Source organism: Acholeplasma oculi (assembly GCF_900166985.1).
GTDB classification, from domain to species: domain Bacteria; phylum Bacillota_I; class Bacilli_A; order Acholeplasmatales; family Acholeplasmataceae; genus Acholeplasma; species Acholeplasma oculi.
Map to the genome: position 1 here is coordinate 833,130 of NZ_FUZK01000001.1, position 14,179 is coordinate 847,308.

The window sequence follows — 14,179 nt, forward strand, 5'->3', positions numbered from 1 at the left end:
CCTATATCTTTCACTATTGGATTACACTGCAAATGCAGGAATCTTTTGTCCTTCTTTAAGTTGGACGATTGCTTTTTTGTATCCTGGTTTAAGACCCGCATATTTACCAACTTTTTTATACTTTGGTAAAACTGTAATGGTGTTCACCTTGATAACTTCTACTCCAAATACTGCTTCAACTGCTTTTTTAATTTCAACTTTGTTTGCAGTCTTTGGAACTTTAAATGTATATCTGTTTGCTGATTCTACGAGTTGCATTGAGTTTTCAGTAATAATCGGCGTACGTAATAAATCATAATATTTAGCATCAACAACTTTAGCCATTATCCTAATACCTCCTCATAGTATTTAACTGCATCTTCAGTTAACACAACATGTTTGAATTTTAAGATTTCATAAACTGACGCTTGTGAAACTTCTCTTAATTGAACAGTTGGTAAATTGCTTGATGCTAATAATAATTTTTCATCAATGCTTCCAACTAATACAAGTGTTTTACCTGTTAATTGTAAGTTACTGATGATTTCAGCAAATAATTTTGTTTTAGGTTGTTCAACTTGTAAACTATCTACTAAAACTAATTGATTTTCATTCACATGATATGAAAGTGCACTCTTTAAAGCTAATTGCTTAACTTTTTGGTTAACTTTCACAGCATAACTTCTTGGAATTGGTCCGAAGACAACTCCACCACCTCTCCATTGTGGAGAACGGATTGACCCTTGACGTGCACGACCTGTACCTTTTTGTCTCCATGGTTTTCTTCCACCACCAGCGACTTCAGCACGAGTCTTTGTTTTATGAGTACCTTGTCTTAAAGCAGCTCTTTGTGCATTTACAACATCATAGATCACTTGTTGATTAGGTGTAATTCCGAAGATTGCATCGTTTAAAGCAACTTCAGAAATCTTTTCACCAGCTTGATTGAATAAATTTAATGTTGGCATAGTTATTCTCCTTAGTTACCTTTCTTAATAGCGCTCTTAACAACTACATAACCTTTTTTAGGTCCTGGTACTGAACCAGAAATTAATAGTAATTGATTTTCAACATCTACTGCAACAATTTTTAAGTTTTGTACAGTAACTGTTTCACTACCCATATGACCAGGTAAATTCTTACCTTTCATATTTCCTTTAATCGCACCCATGGATCCCGGAGCTCTATGATACATAGATCCGTGAGTCATTGGTCCTCTTGATTGATTATGACGCTTGATAGCACCTGCATAACCTTTACCTTTTGAAGTTCCTGTTACGTCAACATCTTCTCCTGATTGGAATAAGTCAACTTTAACTTCACTTCCTACTTCTAAAGCAGTTAATTCATTTTTAAGCGCATCAAATCTAATTTCTTTTACGAAGCGCTTAGGTGCACTATTTGCTTTTTTCACGTGCCCTAATTCAGGCTTGTTACTTAATTTTTCACGTTTAGTTTCGAAACCAACTTGAGTTGCAACATAACCGTCTACTTCGACAGTTTTTTGTTGTAATACAACGTTGCCTTCAACATCTACAACAGTGACTGGAACTAATACACCATTTTCATCGAAAATTTGTGTCATTCCAATTTTCTTACCTAAGATTCCTTTGGCCATTGTCTTTCCTCTTTCTTTTTATTTTTAGCCTTTAACATCCGTTATTTCTTAAGGACGATGTCAATTCCTGATGGTAAATCAATTCTCATTAACGCATCAATCGTTTTTGAGTTTGGATCTAAGATTTGAATGAGTCTCTTGTGTGTTCTTCTTTCGAATTGTTCACGAGAATCTTTGTTCACGTGAGGGCTTCTTAAGATAGTGAAGATCTCTTTCTTTGTTGGTAATGGAATTGGACCTTGTACAGTTGCACCAGTCTTTTCTACACTTTCAACAATCTTCTTAGCAGCTTGATCAATTAATCTGTGATCATATGCCTTTAAACTGATTTTAATAATTTCTTTTGCCATTTTTATTCTCCTTTCGCCTATAATCCTTGCATAGACTTTACTCCCTGGAAATACTTGATACATAGACAACGGCTATCAGTGTATCAACAACCTCCCAGATCAACGCTTTACTTGTATTTACGCAAGCCTTTCTATTATATAAAAAAAGGGTTTGTATTGCAACCCTTTATGATAATTTTATGAATAAATATCGTATTTATCATACATTTTATCTTTTTTATAACGTCCTCTTGTCTCAATATATTGATCAATAATATGACTATATTCTACTAAATTTTCCGGTTCGACAATAAACTTTTTAAATCCTCTTGTAACAAAATTATGAAATACTTCTTTGGACTCGATGCATTGCCCAACGACTAATACATCTTTCTCATTATTCTTAAGTTGTTGATTGAAATAAGATAAATCATGAATCAGTATTGACTTATCCAACCCTTGATTTAACTTAGCATGTGCAATACGATATGTATCGATGATGGCATATCGATATTTTCTATATAATTTTTGATAATCATATACTTCTTCATTATCAATATTAAGCCCTATATGTATTTTATATCCATATCTAATTTTTATTAAATGAGCAATATCTGAGCGAATTCTATCATATATTTCGTCATGTGCAACTTCTGAGAAGGTAATGATGATGTTTTCGTGTGGATATTTAAATAAAGCATCTAATTCATCTATATACATTTGGTAACAATTTTGCCAATTATTATGTGTTAAATAATGATCCTCATCCATATGATGATAAACATGTAGTATTTCTAGCTTGGGTAATACAATAATGATTTTTTTATCTGGATATGTTTTAAATAGTTTCTCATAAAACGAACATCTAGACTCCATATTGAATACACCATTGAATTTAATATATGATTTTTCTGTTTCAACATAAATCATTTGAAACATACTTTGATCCATTTTACCAATCATAGATTCATCAAATATCTTTATACCTAGTTGAAATCTATCATCCACTTCTTGATTCCATGACTTATATGTAAGTGTTTCTTCATTTAAATAGTTTTCTAATGATTGTTGATTTGTTAATGAATGCCTAATAACTTTAATTCCTTTAGCGTGTAGAATATCACAAACCACAGGTTTTAATTGTTTGTTTGTCATAAAATATTTCACTGTATCCGGTAATTCAAATAAATGAATAGGTTCAAAATTGATAAGTTCAATTGTATCTGTTTGATTTCTTTTTAACTTTTTAAATCGAATACTTGCATAACTTTTCTTTAGTACACCTAATATGATTTGTTCAGTCATGATATCTTTTTGTTTAGAAATATATCTAATCATAGCCTGATATAAACCCTTGAAATCTTGATACATATACACCATGGATATCATATATTCATATTGATCCATTACATTTTTAACAAAATGAAAGTGACTATGTTTAGTTTCTAATCGTTGGAAACCCATTTTCATCAAATTAAAAATATTGGATAGATACACATTAAGGTGTTTTTCCATCGTATCTACAATAAATAATCTATCTGGTTTTTCTATTCTAAAAGATTGATTAAAATCTATGATCTGATATGATTTTTTCTGGTTGCTTTGCATGGTTGCCCTCATCTATTTACATCCAATAATTATACGTAACTTTATATCCAATTGCAAAAGATGTTAGAAGTGTTTAAAAGGCTTTATGAGAATGTCTAATGATACACATAATCAAACTGATATAATAAATGAAAAAGTCATCACCTGGATGGTGATGACTTGTATTAATACTTCGTTTTAAAATATTCTGTGATATTAGATAGAGACTTCATTAAAACCTCATCTTGGTCAATATTTAAATCTGTGAATATCGCACTGATCATTTCATTATGAAATGCATCATGGATAGATAATACTTTTTTAGCTTGATCTGTAAGTTTTAAATAGACTTTTCTACGGTCTTTCTCATCTGAATATCTATAGACATGTTTTTTTCTAGATAAAATATTGATGGACGTTGTTAAAGTACCTAGAGTAACTCTAAGTCTTTTAGCAACCTCTCCCATGGTTGGTATATCTGTGTTTCTAATAGCTTCGAGAACGTGAACTTCTGTCATTGATAAGGTCACACCTTTTTCTTTTAACGTTCGTTCCTCAATACTTAAAATATGATTGAAAACATCAACTAATAATGTATTGATGATTTCTTTACTTGTAGACATAACTTTCTCCTTAGTCTAATAATGCATAGCCTAAACCAAGTGTTCCAGGTCCAGCATGTGCACCAACTACTGGTGTTAATGGAATAATTGTGACATTTGCATCCGGTCTAGCTTCTCTTAACTCAGCCTCTAAAGATTGAGCTTTTTCTAGATTTGTAGTATATGCGATATAGAAATCGACTTTTTTACCTTGAGTTTCTTCTAAAACAATTTCCATAATACGTTTTTGAGCTTTAGTTGTTGTACGAATTTTTTCGTAAGGTTTTAACGATCCATCTTCCATAATTTTTAATAATGGTTTAATTTTTAATAAGGTACCGATTAATCCTGCTGCTGCAGATAAACGTCCATTTTTAACTAAATATTTTAACGTATCCACTAATACGAAGATTTTTGTACGTGATTTATACGCATTTAAATCTTCAACAATTTGATCAAGTGTTTGACCTTTTTTAACTAATTCTAACGCTCTTAATCCAAGTACTGCTTCACCAAATGATACACTCTTGGAGTCAATAACTTCAACTCTAATACCTTCAACAAGTTCTTTTGCTAGTATTGCACCTTGGTATGTACCTGATAGTTTTGATGAAATACTTACAACAACTAACTCATTAAATCCTTTATCTCTGACATCTTCATATAACTTTTGGAATGCTCCAGTGGATACTTGTGATGTATGGATATCTGCATTGGGTTTGTCTAACATCATTTGATAAAAGTCTTCTGCTTTGATTTCTGTGTGATCTACATATTCTTTTCCATCAAAAAATACGGTTAATCTAACATTACTCACTTCATTGTTTTCTTTTAGATAATCCATACCAGATGTGGATAAAACTGCTACTGCGATTTTGCTCATAATATTCTCCCTTAAAATTACTTTGATTATCAAAATATATTTGTAAATTAAGTGTAACACATTATTTATTGTTTTCATACAAAAAAAAGCACAAAATGCTATTTTTGTGCTGTTTTGTATAGATTATCTAGATAATACAACATTAAAGCTTGAGTTCCCTTGTTTTCATATCCATTTAAAACTAATTCATCTAACATGTTTTTAACTTGATTCAGTACTTTAAGTTCAACATGAGAGGATTCAATTGCAAGATTAAGATCCTTTAAAAAGTGTTTAATAAAAAATCCTGGTTCATAATTTTGTTCCATAATTTTTAATCCATTTACTTTTAATTGATTGGACTGTGCACTACCACCCATTAAAATTTGATAAACATCTGTTAAGTTTAGATTTTGTTGCATCGCAAAATATAGAGACTCAACAACACCTGCAAGTGCACCTGCTATAGCAATCTGATTGGCAAGTTTTGCATACTGACCAAAACCAGCAGTTCCAACATAAGTGATTGTTTTAGAAAAAGTTTTAAGTAATGGTTCTATGACTAGAAACTTATCTTTAGGACCTCCAACCATAGTTGATAGCGTTCCTTCTATTGCACCAGGTTCGCCACCTGTAACTGGGGCATCTAAAAGATAGATTTCTTGCTCAATCCCAATATTAGAAAGTTTAGTTGCAAGTTTTGGACTGGATGTTGTCATATCAACAATTATAGTACCTTTTTTTGCATGTTTATAGATTTCTAAAACAACGTCCTCTACATCCTTGGGATATCCGACAATCAACAAGATAATATCGCTCGACTCTGTGAGTGACTCAATTGAAGTATGTACGTTACCATAAGCACTTAACTTCAATGCTTTTTCATATGTCCTATTGTATATATTGAGTGAATAACCATTTTGATGTAAATGTTTGATCATAGGACTTCCCATGATACCTGTACCTATAAAACCTATTTTCATGCCTTTACTCCTTAAAAATTTTTATTTGATTGTTGCACCAAATGGTAATAATGCAAGTCTCATAAGTTTGAACCATTGCATACCAAATGGAATTCCTATAATAGTGATACAAAATAAAACTCCTAAAAATAAATGTCCAATAGCCATTTCCCAGCCAAAAAATATAAGCCATAAAATATTTAAAACTGGATGTTTATCAAAGTTGGTTTCAACTTCTTTTCCCATAGGCCACAGCATTACTTTAGAGAATTTAAAGAACTGTCTACCTAATGGAATACCAATAATGGTAATACATAATAATAAACCTAATATAAACCATCCCAGTGCAGTGATGAGACCACCAAATACTAACCAAATCAAATTACCTAAAAACTTCATTTTACTTCTCCTTTTCATTCGTCGAATTTATCGACGTCCATTTTATAACCCTTTATTTTTTTCTTCGTAGCTTCTTTTAAACGTATATTTTCTTTAACCAAGGATTGTTCCCTATCTAAATCATCTTTATAGATGAGATAGTTAAAACCCCCAATTAAAGTAAATATTAAAGCACCACCAAAACCCATAAATATGGATTCCAGTAACTCCAGATTTTCAGTAAAAAAAGACATGATGGGTAGTCCAATCAAAATAAGTATAGCTGCAAAAAATGCACTAATCGCTGAGATTAAATAATTTGTACGTGGTCTAAACATATTGAATTATCCCCTGTTCTTACTTTATTTCTTATAACTATTTAAACATAAATTTGAATATTTTCATACTGTTTATGGTGATTATAATACATATGTGCTCCGATTAAAGCAACTGTTGAAGTTATGGCAATACCAAAGGATACATAAGTTATCAATTGTCCTAAGCTTTGATTGGCTTGATATCCCATTAGATAATCTTCATATGAAAAGTACGTAATATCTTCATAACTCAGTGTATATAAGTAATTCCATTTGGTTTTACTTACAAAATCCGTATGAAAGTTTCTATCATCAGATTGATCAATCGATAGAATGATTTCATCGCCTGTTTCTAATTGATCTAAAAATGCTTGGTCAACATATGGAAGATTTATTGAAGACACTCGGTACTCTGTATCTAAATTAGAAAATCCAATAGCGAGTTCATCTTCTAATTTTCTGTAATACAAGAAGTTACCAGAAATTGTTATTAAGTCCTCTGAACCTATTGGTTTATCTGTTTCAATGATTAAACCTACCATAAGCGTCATAAACAGAGAACACCCAATGATTACACCAAGTGTGACATTTAATATTTTTTGTTTTTGTCGACTATATCCCACAACAAATCGATTAGAATATCGATGCTTCTCACCTAAGGATAAATCATCTAGCTCTAAATCCTTTTTATAATTATCCATCTGTTTTTTATATGATAATAGAAACATGAAATAGCCCAGTATAATTAAAACGATTGTTTTTCCATCTAGACTTCCCAAACTATAAAAAAATAATAATGCTAAAACAGTCACTAAATGTATCCCTAACAAATGAACAATTTTATGTTTTTTAATGTTTTGGTTAAAATTTTTACGATATTCTTTTCCAATCCTTATTAGATTCTCATCAACTTTTTTGATTTTTAAATAATCGTCCATTGAATTTTCATATACATCTATTTTATAGTTTTGTTTCAATTCTTTGATTATATGGATAAATTCATTAAAGCCAACCGTATGCATATCCATCGAAAATAATTTTTTATCCTCTTTGTTGATAAAAACGACCCCTAACGGATGTTCTTTCATATAAATATCTTGTATTGGGATGATTCTCTTGGAAAATATTCTTGAAACAACTATTTTTTTATCAAGAATTGCTTCATAATTTAAGTGTTGATCGATGATAATCAAGAGTGATAATGTTGAACTTACGACTCCAAATGAATAAATAAGCCATAAATAAGATGCATTCGTAAAAACTGAAAGAATACTCGCAATCATAAAAAGAATGATTCCGGTATTCATAAAAATATGGCCAATCACCTTTATGACTATTATTCCTTCTGTTTTATAATCATACCTTATTGTTCGATTCTTGTGATTCAAAACCATCGTATATGTATACATACTTAAAATAATGATCAAAGTTATAATGAATGTAATGAACAAGTTGCATTCTCCTTTTTGATTAATTATAGTTAGAAGTAATTATCTATACATAGTATACATGATTTTAAACATATCAGGTGACAATACAATAAAAAAGTCTATCTTCATAGACTTAAATTTTTAAAAGTGGTGGCTCCAGGCGGAATCGAACCGCCGACACGAGGCTCTTCAGGCCACTGCTCTACCGACTGAGCTACAGAGCCACTATGGCGGTCCGGACGGGATTTGAACCCGCGATCTCCTGCGTGACAGGCAAGCATGTTAACCCCTACACCACCGGACCGTTTAATAAAATTGGTTGCGGGAAATGGATTTGAACCATTGACCTTCGGGTTATGAGCCCGACGAGCTACCAGACTGCTCTATCCCGCGATATATATATCTATTATAACATATTTAATTATGGCGGAGGAAGAGGGATTTGAACCCCCGCGGCTTTTACACCCTGTCGGTTTTCAAGACCGATCCCTTCAGCCTCTTGGGTATTCCTCCACGGTATAAACTTGTTATATTACTTTTTTGAAAAACTGGTGGACCCGGTTGGACTCGAACCAACGACCGACCGGTTATGAGCCGGTAGCTCTAACCAACTGAGCTACGGGTCCTTACTGGTAGCGGCGGGGGGACTTGAACCCTCGACCTTGCGGGTATGAACCGCACGCTCTAGCCAGCTGAGCTACACCGCCATATGGTTAGAATCTTTAAGTCACTTTAGTTTTTCTGGTGGAGCTTAGCGGGATCGAACCGCTGACCTCCTGCGTGCAAGGCAGGCGCTCTCCCAGCTGAGCTAAAGCCCCTCAAAAATTTAAAAATAATTAAGAGTGGTGCCCGGAGTCGGACTTGAACCGACATGGATTTTACTCCACAGGATTTTAAGTCCTGCGTGTCTACCGATTTCACCATCCGGGCAAGGATGGTGTCCCGTGATGGACTCGAACCATCGACACCTTGATTAAAAGTCAAGTGCTCTACCACCTGAGCTAACGGGACAGTAAGATGGTGCCGAAAACAGGAATTGAACCCGCAACCTACTGATTACAAATCAGTTGCTCTGCCAGTTGAGCTATTTCGGCAAAATCTAATGGTGGAGGCTGACGGGATCGAACCGCCGACCCCCTGCTTGTAAGGCAGGTGCTCTCCCAGCTGAGCTAAGCCTCCATATATATGGTTTAATAATTGAGATAAATGCCTGGCAACGTCCTATTTTCGCTATTTGTATTAACTATCGTCGGCGCTGAAGTGCTTAACTTCTGTGTTCGGTATGGGAACAGGTGGAACCACTTCGCCATCGTCACCAGACATGCTCTCAAAACTAGATAAATGATTTTCTGAAATTGAAATTGTGATGCGAATTCATCACGTAAGGTTAAGTCCTCGACCTATTAGTACTAGTCAGCTGAACATATCACTATGCTTACACACCTAGCCTATCAACCTTGTGGTCTTCAAGGGGTCTTACTAATTGGGAGATCTCATCTCAAGGTGGGCTTCACGCTTAGATGCTTTCAGCGTTTATCCCTTCCGCACATAGCTACCCAGCTGTAGTACTGGCGTACTAACTGGTGCACCAGGGGTGCGTCCATCCCGGTCTTCTCATACTAAGGACAGCTCCCTTCAAATCTCCAACGCCCACGATAGATAGAGACCGAACTGTCTCACGACGTTCTGAACCCAGCTCGCGTGCCGCTTTAATGGGCGAACAGCCCAACCCTTGGAACCTACTCCAGCTCCAGGATGCGACGAGCCGACATCGAGGTGCCAAACCGCTTCGTCGCTGTGAACGCTTGGAAGCGATAAGCCTGTTATCCCCAGGGTAACTTTTATCCGTTGAGTCACGGCCCTTCCATTCGGTACCGTAAGATCACTATGTCCGACTTTCGTCCCTGCTCGACTTGTAGGTCTCGCAGTCAAGCTACCTTCTGCCATTGCACTCTTTAGAATGATTTCCAACCATTCTGAGGTAACCTTCGAGCGCCTCCGTTACTCTTTGGGAGGCGACCGCCCCAGTCAAACTGCCCACCAGACACTGTCCTCCAGATTCCACATCTGCGAGTTAGAAACTAAGTGCACGAAGGGTGGTATCCCAACGTCCGCTCCGTCAATACTAGCGTACTAACTTCAACGCGTCCCACCTATCCTGTACATCTTACACCCAGTTTCAATATCAAGTTACAGTGAAGCTCCATGGGGTCTTTTCGTCTAATCGCGGGTAGCCGGCGTTTTCACCGGCAGCTTGATTTCACCGAGTCTGTTGTTGAGACAGTGCCCAAATCGTTACGCTTTTCGTGCAGGACGGAACTTACCCGCCAAGGAATTTCGCTACCTTAGGACCGTTATAGTTACGGCCGCCGTTTACTGGGACTTCAATTCAATGCTTTAGGTTTAACCCCTGACATCTCCTCTTAATCTTCCAGCACCGGGCAAGCGTCAGCCTCTATACTTCATCTTACGATTTTGCAGAGACCTGTGTTTTTGCTAAACAGTCGCTTGGGCCTTTTCTCTGCGACTCCTCGTTTTCATAAGGAGTCCCCCTTTTCCCGAAGTTACGGGGTCAATTTGCCGAGTTCCTTAACAACAGTTTTCTCGCGCGTCTTAATATATTCTACTCACCCACCTGTGTCGGTTTACGGTACGGGCAGTCTAATGATTATCCCTAGAAGCTTTTCTTGAAAGCCTGAACTCGTACGTCTTTATATCAGTTCTTAGCGTTAATAGTACCCGGATTTGCCTAAGTACTCGCCTCGAATCCTTCTCACCCAATCCAATTAGGGTGGACGCCTATCCTTCTTTGTCACTCCATCAGTCATTATACTGGTACTAGAATCTCTACTAGTTATCCATCGGCTACGCTTTTCAGCCTCACCTTAGGCCCCGACTTACCCAGGGCGGACGAACCTTCCCCTGGAAACCTTGGGTTTATGACGGACGGGATTCTCACCCGTCTTTTCGTTACTCACACCGGCATTCTCACTTCCCGCCGCTCCACCAGTCCTTACGATCTAGCTTCGCCGCAACGGGAACGCTCCCCTACCACTTAAAATATTCTTTACTTTAAATCCGCAGCTTCGGTACAATGCTTAGCCCCGGTACATTTTCGGCGCAGAGTCACTCGACCAGTGAGCTTTTACGCACTCTTTAAAGGATGGCTGCTTCTAAGCCAACCTCCTGGTTGTTTGTGCATCTCTACTTCCTTTTCCACTTAGCATTGATTTTGGGACCTTATCTGGCGATCTGGGCTCTTTCCCTTTTGACCACGAACCTTATCACCCGTAGTCTGACTGCTAGCTTACTTTACCGACATTCGTAGTTTGATTGGGCTCAGTACCCCGAGGTGGGGCCATCACACATTCAGTGCTCTACCTTCGATAAACCATTTTCGCTAACGCTATCCCTAAAGATATTTCGGGGAGAACCAGCTATCTCTGAGTTCGATTGGAATTTCTCCCCTAGCCACAAGTCATCCGAGCTATTTTCAACTAACATCGGTTCGGTCCTCCATAAGGTACTACCCTTACTTCAACCTGCTCATGGCTAGATCACCCAGTTTCGGGTCTACATCACACAACTTATTCGCCCTATTCAGACTCGCTTTCGCTTCGGCTCCGGGCCTTCACCCTTAACCTCGCTATGTAACGTAACTCGCCGGTTCATTCTACAAAAGGCATGCCATCACCCATGAACGGGCTCTGACTATTTGTAAGCACACAGTTTCAGGTTCTATTTCACTCCCCTCCCGGGGTTCTTTTCACCTTTCCATCACTGTACTGGTTCACTATCGGTCACCAAGTAGTATTTAGCCTTAGGAGATGGTCCTCCTATCTTCAAACGGGATTCCACGTGTCCCGCCCTACTTTCTGATACCATGGATCCTAGAATTTCAACTACGGGGGTCTCACCCTCTTTGCCTGCTTTTCCCACAGCATTCATCTATCCTAGAATTTTGTAACCTTAGGTATCTGGCTCCTCCGCTTTCGCTCGTCGCTACTTACAGAATCGTTTTTACTTTCTTTTCCTGCAGGTACGTGAGATATTTCAGTTCCCTGCGTTTCACTCTCGATTGCTCGAGTACCATGTCTTCCACATGGTGGGTTCCCCCATTCGGACATCCCGGGATCGTCGCTTACTTACAGCTTCTCCGGGCATTTCGGTGTTAGTTCCGTCCTTCATCGTCTCTTGGTGCCAAGGCATTCACTGCGTGCCCTTTCTTCCTTAACCTTTATTTCTTTTCAGACATCATTTATCTACTTTTCAAAGATCTCAATTAGGTTTCCCTAAAAGATTTGGTGGAGCTTAGCGGGATCGAACCGCTGACCTCCTGCGTGCAAGGCAGGCGCTCTCCCAGCTGAGCTAAAGCCCCATTATATGGTGGGCCTGAATGGACTTGAACCATCGACCCCACGCTTATCAAGCGTGTGCTCTAACCAACTGAGCTACAGGCCCCACTTTTGTTGATTGACATAAAGTCTCTCAAAACTGAATATGATGAACAAATTAGAGAATTGTTTGCTACGACTACGTAGCCTTTTTTGCTAAGTGTTAGTTAGCCTTTCTCCTTAGAAAGGAGGTGATCCATCCCCACGTTCCCGTAGGGATACCTTGTTACGACTTAACCCCAATCATGAACCCTACCTTAGACGGCTCCCTCCCTTACGGGTTAGGCCACCGGCTTTGGGTATTGCTCACTTTCGTGGTTTGACGGGCGGTGTGTACAAACCCCGAGAACGTATTCACCGCGACATGCTGATTCGCGATTACTAGCGATTCCAACTTCATGAAGTCGAGTTGCAGACTTCAATCCGAACTGAGACTGCCTTTATGAGATTCGCTCCGGGTCACCCCATCGCTTCTCTTTGTATCAGCCATTGTATCACGTTTGTAGCCCAGGTCATAAGGGGCATGATGATTTGACGTCATCCCCACCTTCCTCCAATTTATCACTGGCAGTCTCGCTAGAGTCCCCAACTTAATGATGGTAACTAGCAATAAGGGTTGCGCTCGTTGCGGGACTTAACCCAACATCTCACGACACGAGCTGACGACAACCGTGCACCACCTGTACATCTGTTAACCTCCGAACTTATTTCTAAGCCATTGCAGAGTATGTCAAGACCTGGTAAGGTTTTTCGTGTATCTTCGAATTAAACAACATGATCCACCGCTTGTGCGGGGTCCCGTCAATTCCTTTGAGTTTCATACTTGCGTACGTACTACTCAGGCGGAGAACTTAATGCGTTAACTGCAGCACTGACCCTGAGGGCCAACACTTAGTTCTCATCGTTTACGGCGTGGACTACCAGGGTATCTAATCCTGTTTGCTCCCCACGCTTTCGTGCATCAGTGTCAGTATAGACCCAGCAAGCCGCCTTCGCCACTGGTGTTCCTCCATATATTTACGCATTTTACCGCTACACATGGAATTCCACTTGCCTCTGTCTCACTCTAGCTAAACAGTTTTCCTAGCATCACAGCGTTGAGCACTGCACTTACACCAGAAACTTATTTAACCACCTACGCACCCTTTACGCCCAGTAAATCCGGATAACGCTCGCCCCCTATGTATTACCGCGGCTGCTGGCACATAGTTAGCCGGGGCTTATTCATATGGTACCGTCAATTTTGATTTTTTCTTCCCATATAAAAGAACTTTACATTCCGAAGAACTTCTTCGTTCACGCGGCGTTGCTCGGTCAGGGTTTCCCCCATTGCCGAAAATTCCCTACTGCTGCCTCCCGTAGGAGTTTGGGCCGTTCTCAGTCCCAATGTGGCCGTTAGACCTCTCAGTCCGGCTACGCATCATCGTCTTGGTAGGCCTTTACCCCACCAACTAACTAATGCGCCGCAGACCCCTCTAAAACCGATTAATCTTTAAATGTAAGAAAATCATCCTTACATCCTATCCAGTATTAGCACCAGTTTCCCGGTGTTATCCTCGAGTTTTAGGCAGGTTATCTACGTGTTACTCACCCGTTCGCCACTAACCACCGAAGTGGTTCGTTCGACTTGCATGTATTAGGCACGCCGCCAGCGTTCATCCTGAGCCAGGATCAAACTCTCCATTTAATGTTTTTGTTTGATTTTAGCTCTTTGCTTTTTG

General features: G+C 38.3%; 11 protein-coding genes, 13 tRNA genes and 3 rRNA genes. All 27 read right to left on the reverse strand.

Annotated features, from left to right (window positions below; genetic code table 11):
* Positions 1-21 precede the first annotated feature (21 nt).
* Positions 22-324 carry a 50S ribosomal protein L23 gene (gene rplW, locus B5X49_RS03960; RefSeq protein WP_045749854.1) on the reverse strand — a complete coding sequence of 101 codons (303 nt, stop codon included), beginning with the start codon at positions 322-324 and terminating at the stop codon, positions 22-24.
* Positions 324-947: a 50S ribosomal protein L4 gene (gene rplD / locus B5X49_RS03965; RefSeq protein WP_045749855.1), complete on the reverse strand. Its 624-nt coding sequence runs from the start codon at positions 945-947 to the stop codon at positions 324-326. The genes rplW and rplD overlap by 1 nt, the downstream gene beginning before the upstream one ends.
* 11 nt (positions 948-958) lie before the next feature.
* Positions 959-1,597 (reverse strand): 50S ribosomal protein L3, encoded by a 639-nt coding sequence (gene rplC, locus B5X49_RS03970; RefSeq protein WP_045749856.1) that lies wholly within the window; start codon positions 1,595-1,597, stop codon positions 959-961.
* Positions 1,598-1,638: 41 nt separating this feature from the next.
* Positions 1,639-1,947 carry a 30S ribosomal protein S10 gene (gene rpsJ / locus B5X49_RS03975; protein ID WP_045749857.1) on the reverse strand — a complete coding sequence of 103 codons (309 nt, stop codon included), beginning with the start codon at positions 1,945-1,947 and terminating at the stop codon, positions 1,639-1,641.
* A gap of 177 nt (positions 1,948-2,124) precedes the next feature.
* Positions 2,125-3,534 (reverse strand): hypothetical protein, encoded by a 1,410-nt coding sequence (locus tag B5X49_RS03980; protein ID WP_045749858.1) that lies wholly within the window; start codon positions 3,532-3,534, stop codon positions 2,125-2,127.
* Positions 3,535-3,698: 164 nt separating this feature from the next.
* Positions 3,699-4,136 (reverse strand): MarR family winged helix-turn-helix transcriptional regulator, encoded by a 438-nt coding sequence (locus B5X49_RS03985; protein ID WP_045749859.1) that lies wholly within the window; start codon positions 4,134-4,136, stop codon positions 3,699-3,701.
* A gap of 10 nt (positions 4,137-4,146) precedes the next feature.
* Positions 4,147-4,998: a DegV family protein gene (locus tag B5X49_RS03990; RefSeq protein ID WP_045749860.1), complete on the reverse strand. Its 852-nt coding sequence runs from the start codon at positions 4,996-4,998 to the stop codon at positions 4,147-4,149.
* A gap of 98 nt (positions 4,999-5,096) precedes the next feature.
* Positions 5,097-5,960 (reverse strand): NAD(P)-dependent oxidoreductase, encoded by an 864-nt coding sequence (locus tag B5X49_RS03995; RefSeq protein ID WP_045749861.1) that lies wholly within the window; start codon positions 5,958-5,960, stop codon positions 5,097-5,099.
* A 21-nt stretch (positions 5,961-5,981) separates the two neighbouring features.
* Complete coding sequence (locus B5X49_RS04000; RefSeq protein WP_045749862.1) at positions 5,982-6,338, reverse strand: YccF domain-containing protein; 357 nt, start codon at positions 6,336-6,338, stop codon at positions 5,982-5,984.
* A gap of 14 nt (positions 6,339-6,352) precedes the next feature.
* The gene (locus B5X49_RS04005; RefSeq protein ID WP_045749863.1) at positions 6,353-6,655 is read right to left on the reverse strand and encodes a hypothetical protein; all 303 of its coding nucleotides are present in this window, start codon (positions 6,653-6,655) and stop codon (positions 6,353-6,355) included.
* A 41-nt stretch (positions 6,656-6,696) separates the two neighbouring features.
* On the reverse strand, positions 6,697-8,085 hold the full coding sequence (locus B5X49_RS04010) for a hypothetical protein (protein ID WP_079560680.1): 1,389 nt from the start codon (positions 8,083-8,085) through the stop codon (positions 6,697-6,699).
* A 127-nt stretch (positions 8,086-8,212) separates the two neighbouring features.
* A tRNA-Phe gene (locus tag B5X49_RS04015) sits at positions 8,213-8,288 on the reverse strand.
* A gap of 4 nt (positions 8,289-8,292) precedes the next feature.
* Positions 8,293-8,368: transfer RNA gene (locus B5X49_RS04020), tRNA-Asp, on the reverse strand.
* A 12-nt stretch (positions 8,369-8,380) separates the two neighbouring features.
* Positions 8,381-8,457 (reverse strand) — tRNA-Met (locus B5X49_RS04025).
* Positions 8,458-8,488: 31 nt separating this feature from the next.
* Positions 8,489-8,577 (reverse strand) — tRNA-Ser (locus B5X49_RS04030).
* A gap of 36 nt (positions 8,578-8,613) precedes the next feature.
* Positions 8,614-8,690, reverse strand: a tRNA-Ile gene (locus tag B5X49_RS04035).
* 4 nt (positions 8,691-8,694) lie between these two features.
* Positions 8,695-8,771, reverse strand: a tRNA-Met gene (locus B5X49_RS04040).
* A gap of 35 nt (positions 8,772-8,806) precedes the next feature.
* Positions 8,807-8,882: transfer RNA gene (locus B5X49_RS04045), tRNA-Ala, on the reverse strand.
* 25 nt (positions 8,883-8,907) lie between these two features.
* Positions 8,908-8,994 (reverse strand) — tRNA-Leu (locus tag B5X49_RS04050).
* A gap of 5 nt (positions 8,995-8,999) precedes the next feature.
* Positions 9,000-9,075: transfer RNA gene (locus B5X49_RS04055), tRNA-Lys, on the reverse strand.
* A gap of 7 nt (positions 9,076-9,082) precedes the next feature.
* Positions 9,083-9,158, reverse strand: a tRNA-Thr gene (locus B5X49_RS04060).
* A 9-nt stretch (positions 9,159-9,167) separates the two neighbouring features.
* Positions 9,168-9,243: transfer RNA gene (locus tag B5X49_RS04065), tRNA-Val, on the reverse strand.
* A gap of 29 nt (positions 9,244-9,272) precedes the next feature.
* Positions 9,273-9,384: ribosomal RNA gene (gene rrf, locus B5X49_RS04070) — 5S ribosomal RNA — on the reverse strand.
* 63 nt (positions 9,385-9,447) lie between these two features.
* Positions 9,448-12,300 (reverse strand): 23S ribosomal RNA (locus B5X49_RS04075).
* 66 nt (positions 12,301-12,366) lie between these two features.
* Positions 12,367-12,442: transfer RNA gene (locus B5X49_RS04080), tRNA-Ala, on the reverse strand.
* A 6-nt stretch (positions 12,443-12,448) separates the two neighbouring features.
* Positions 12,449-12,525, reverse strand: a tRNA-Ile gene (locus tag B5X49_RS04085).
* A gap of 117 nt (positions 12,526-12,642) precedes the next feature.
* Positions 12,643-14,145 (reverse strand): 16S ribosomal RNA (locus tag B5X49_RS04090).
* Together the 16S, 23S and 5S rRNA genes with 13 tRNA genes alongside form the textbook arrangement of a ribosomal RNA operon.
* Positions 14,146-14,179: the final 34 nt, after the last annotated feature.

What these genes read in the sequence shown, in the direction of transcription:
- B5X49_RS03990 (WP_045749860.1), bottom strand. Translation starts at nt 4,998, where the DNA reads ATGAGCAAAATCGCAGTAGCAGTTTTATCCACATCTGGTATGGATTAT.
- B5X49_RS03980 (WP_045749858.1), bottom strand. Translation starts at nt 3,534, where the DNA reads ATGCAAAGCAACCAGAAAAAATCATATCAGATCATAGATTTTAATCAA.
- rplW (WP_045749854.1), bottom strand. Translation starts at nt 324, where the DNA reads ATGGCTAAAGTTGTTGATGCTAAATATTATGATTTATTACGTACGCCG.
- B5X49_RS04005 (WP_045749863.1), bottom strand. Translation starts at nt 6,655, where the DNA reads ATGTTTAGACCACGTACAAATTATTTAATCTCAGCGATTAGTGCATTT.
- B5X49_RS04000 (WP_045749862.1), bottom strand. Translation starts at nt 6,338, where the DNA reads ATGAAGTTTTTAGGTAATTTGATTTGGTTAGTATTTGGTGGTCTCATC.
- B5X49_RS03995 (WP_045749861.1), bottom strand. Translation starts at nt 5,960, where the DNA reads ATGAAAATAGGTTTTATAGGTACAGGTATCATGGGAAGTCCTATGATC.
- rpsJ (WP_045749857.1), bottom strand. Translation starts at nt 1,947, where the DNA reads ATGGCAAAAGAAATTATTAAAATCAGTTTAAAGGCATATGATCACAGA.
- rplD (WP_045749855.1), bottom strand. Translation starts at nt 947, where the DNA reads ATGCCAACATTAAATTTATTCAATCAAGCTGGTGAAAAGATTTCTGAA.
- B5X49_RS03985 (WP_045749859.1), bottom strand. Translation starts at nt 4,136, where the DNA reads ATGTCTACAAGTAAAGAAATCATCAATACATTATTAGTTGATGTTTTC.
- rplC (WP_045749856.1), bottom strand. Translation starts at nt 1,597, where the DNA reads ATGGCCAAAGGAATCTTAGGTAAGAAAATTGGAATGACACAAATTTTC.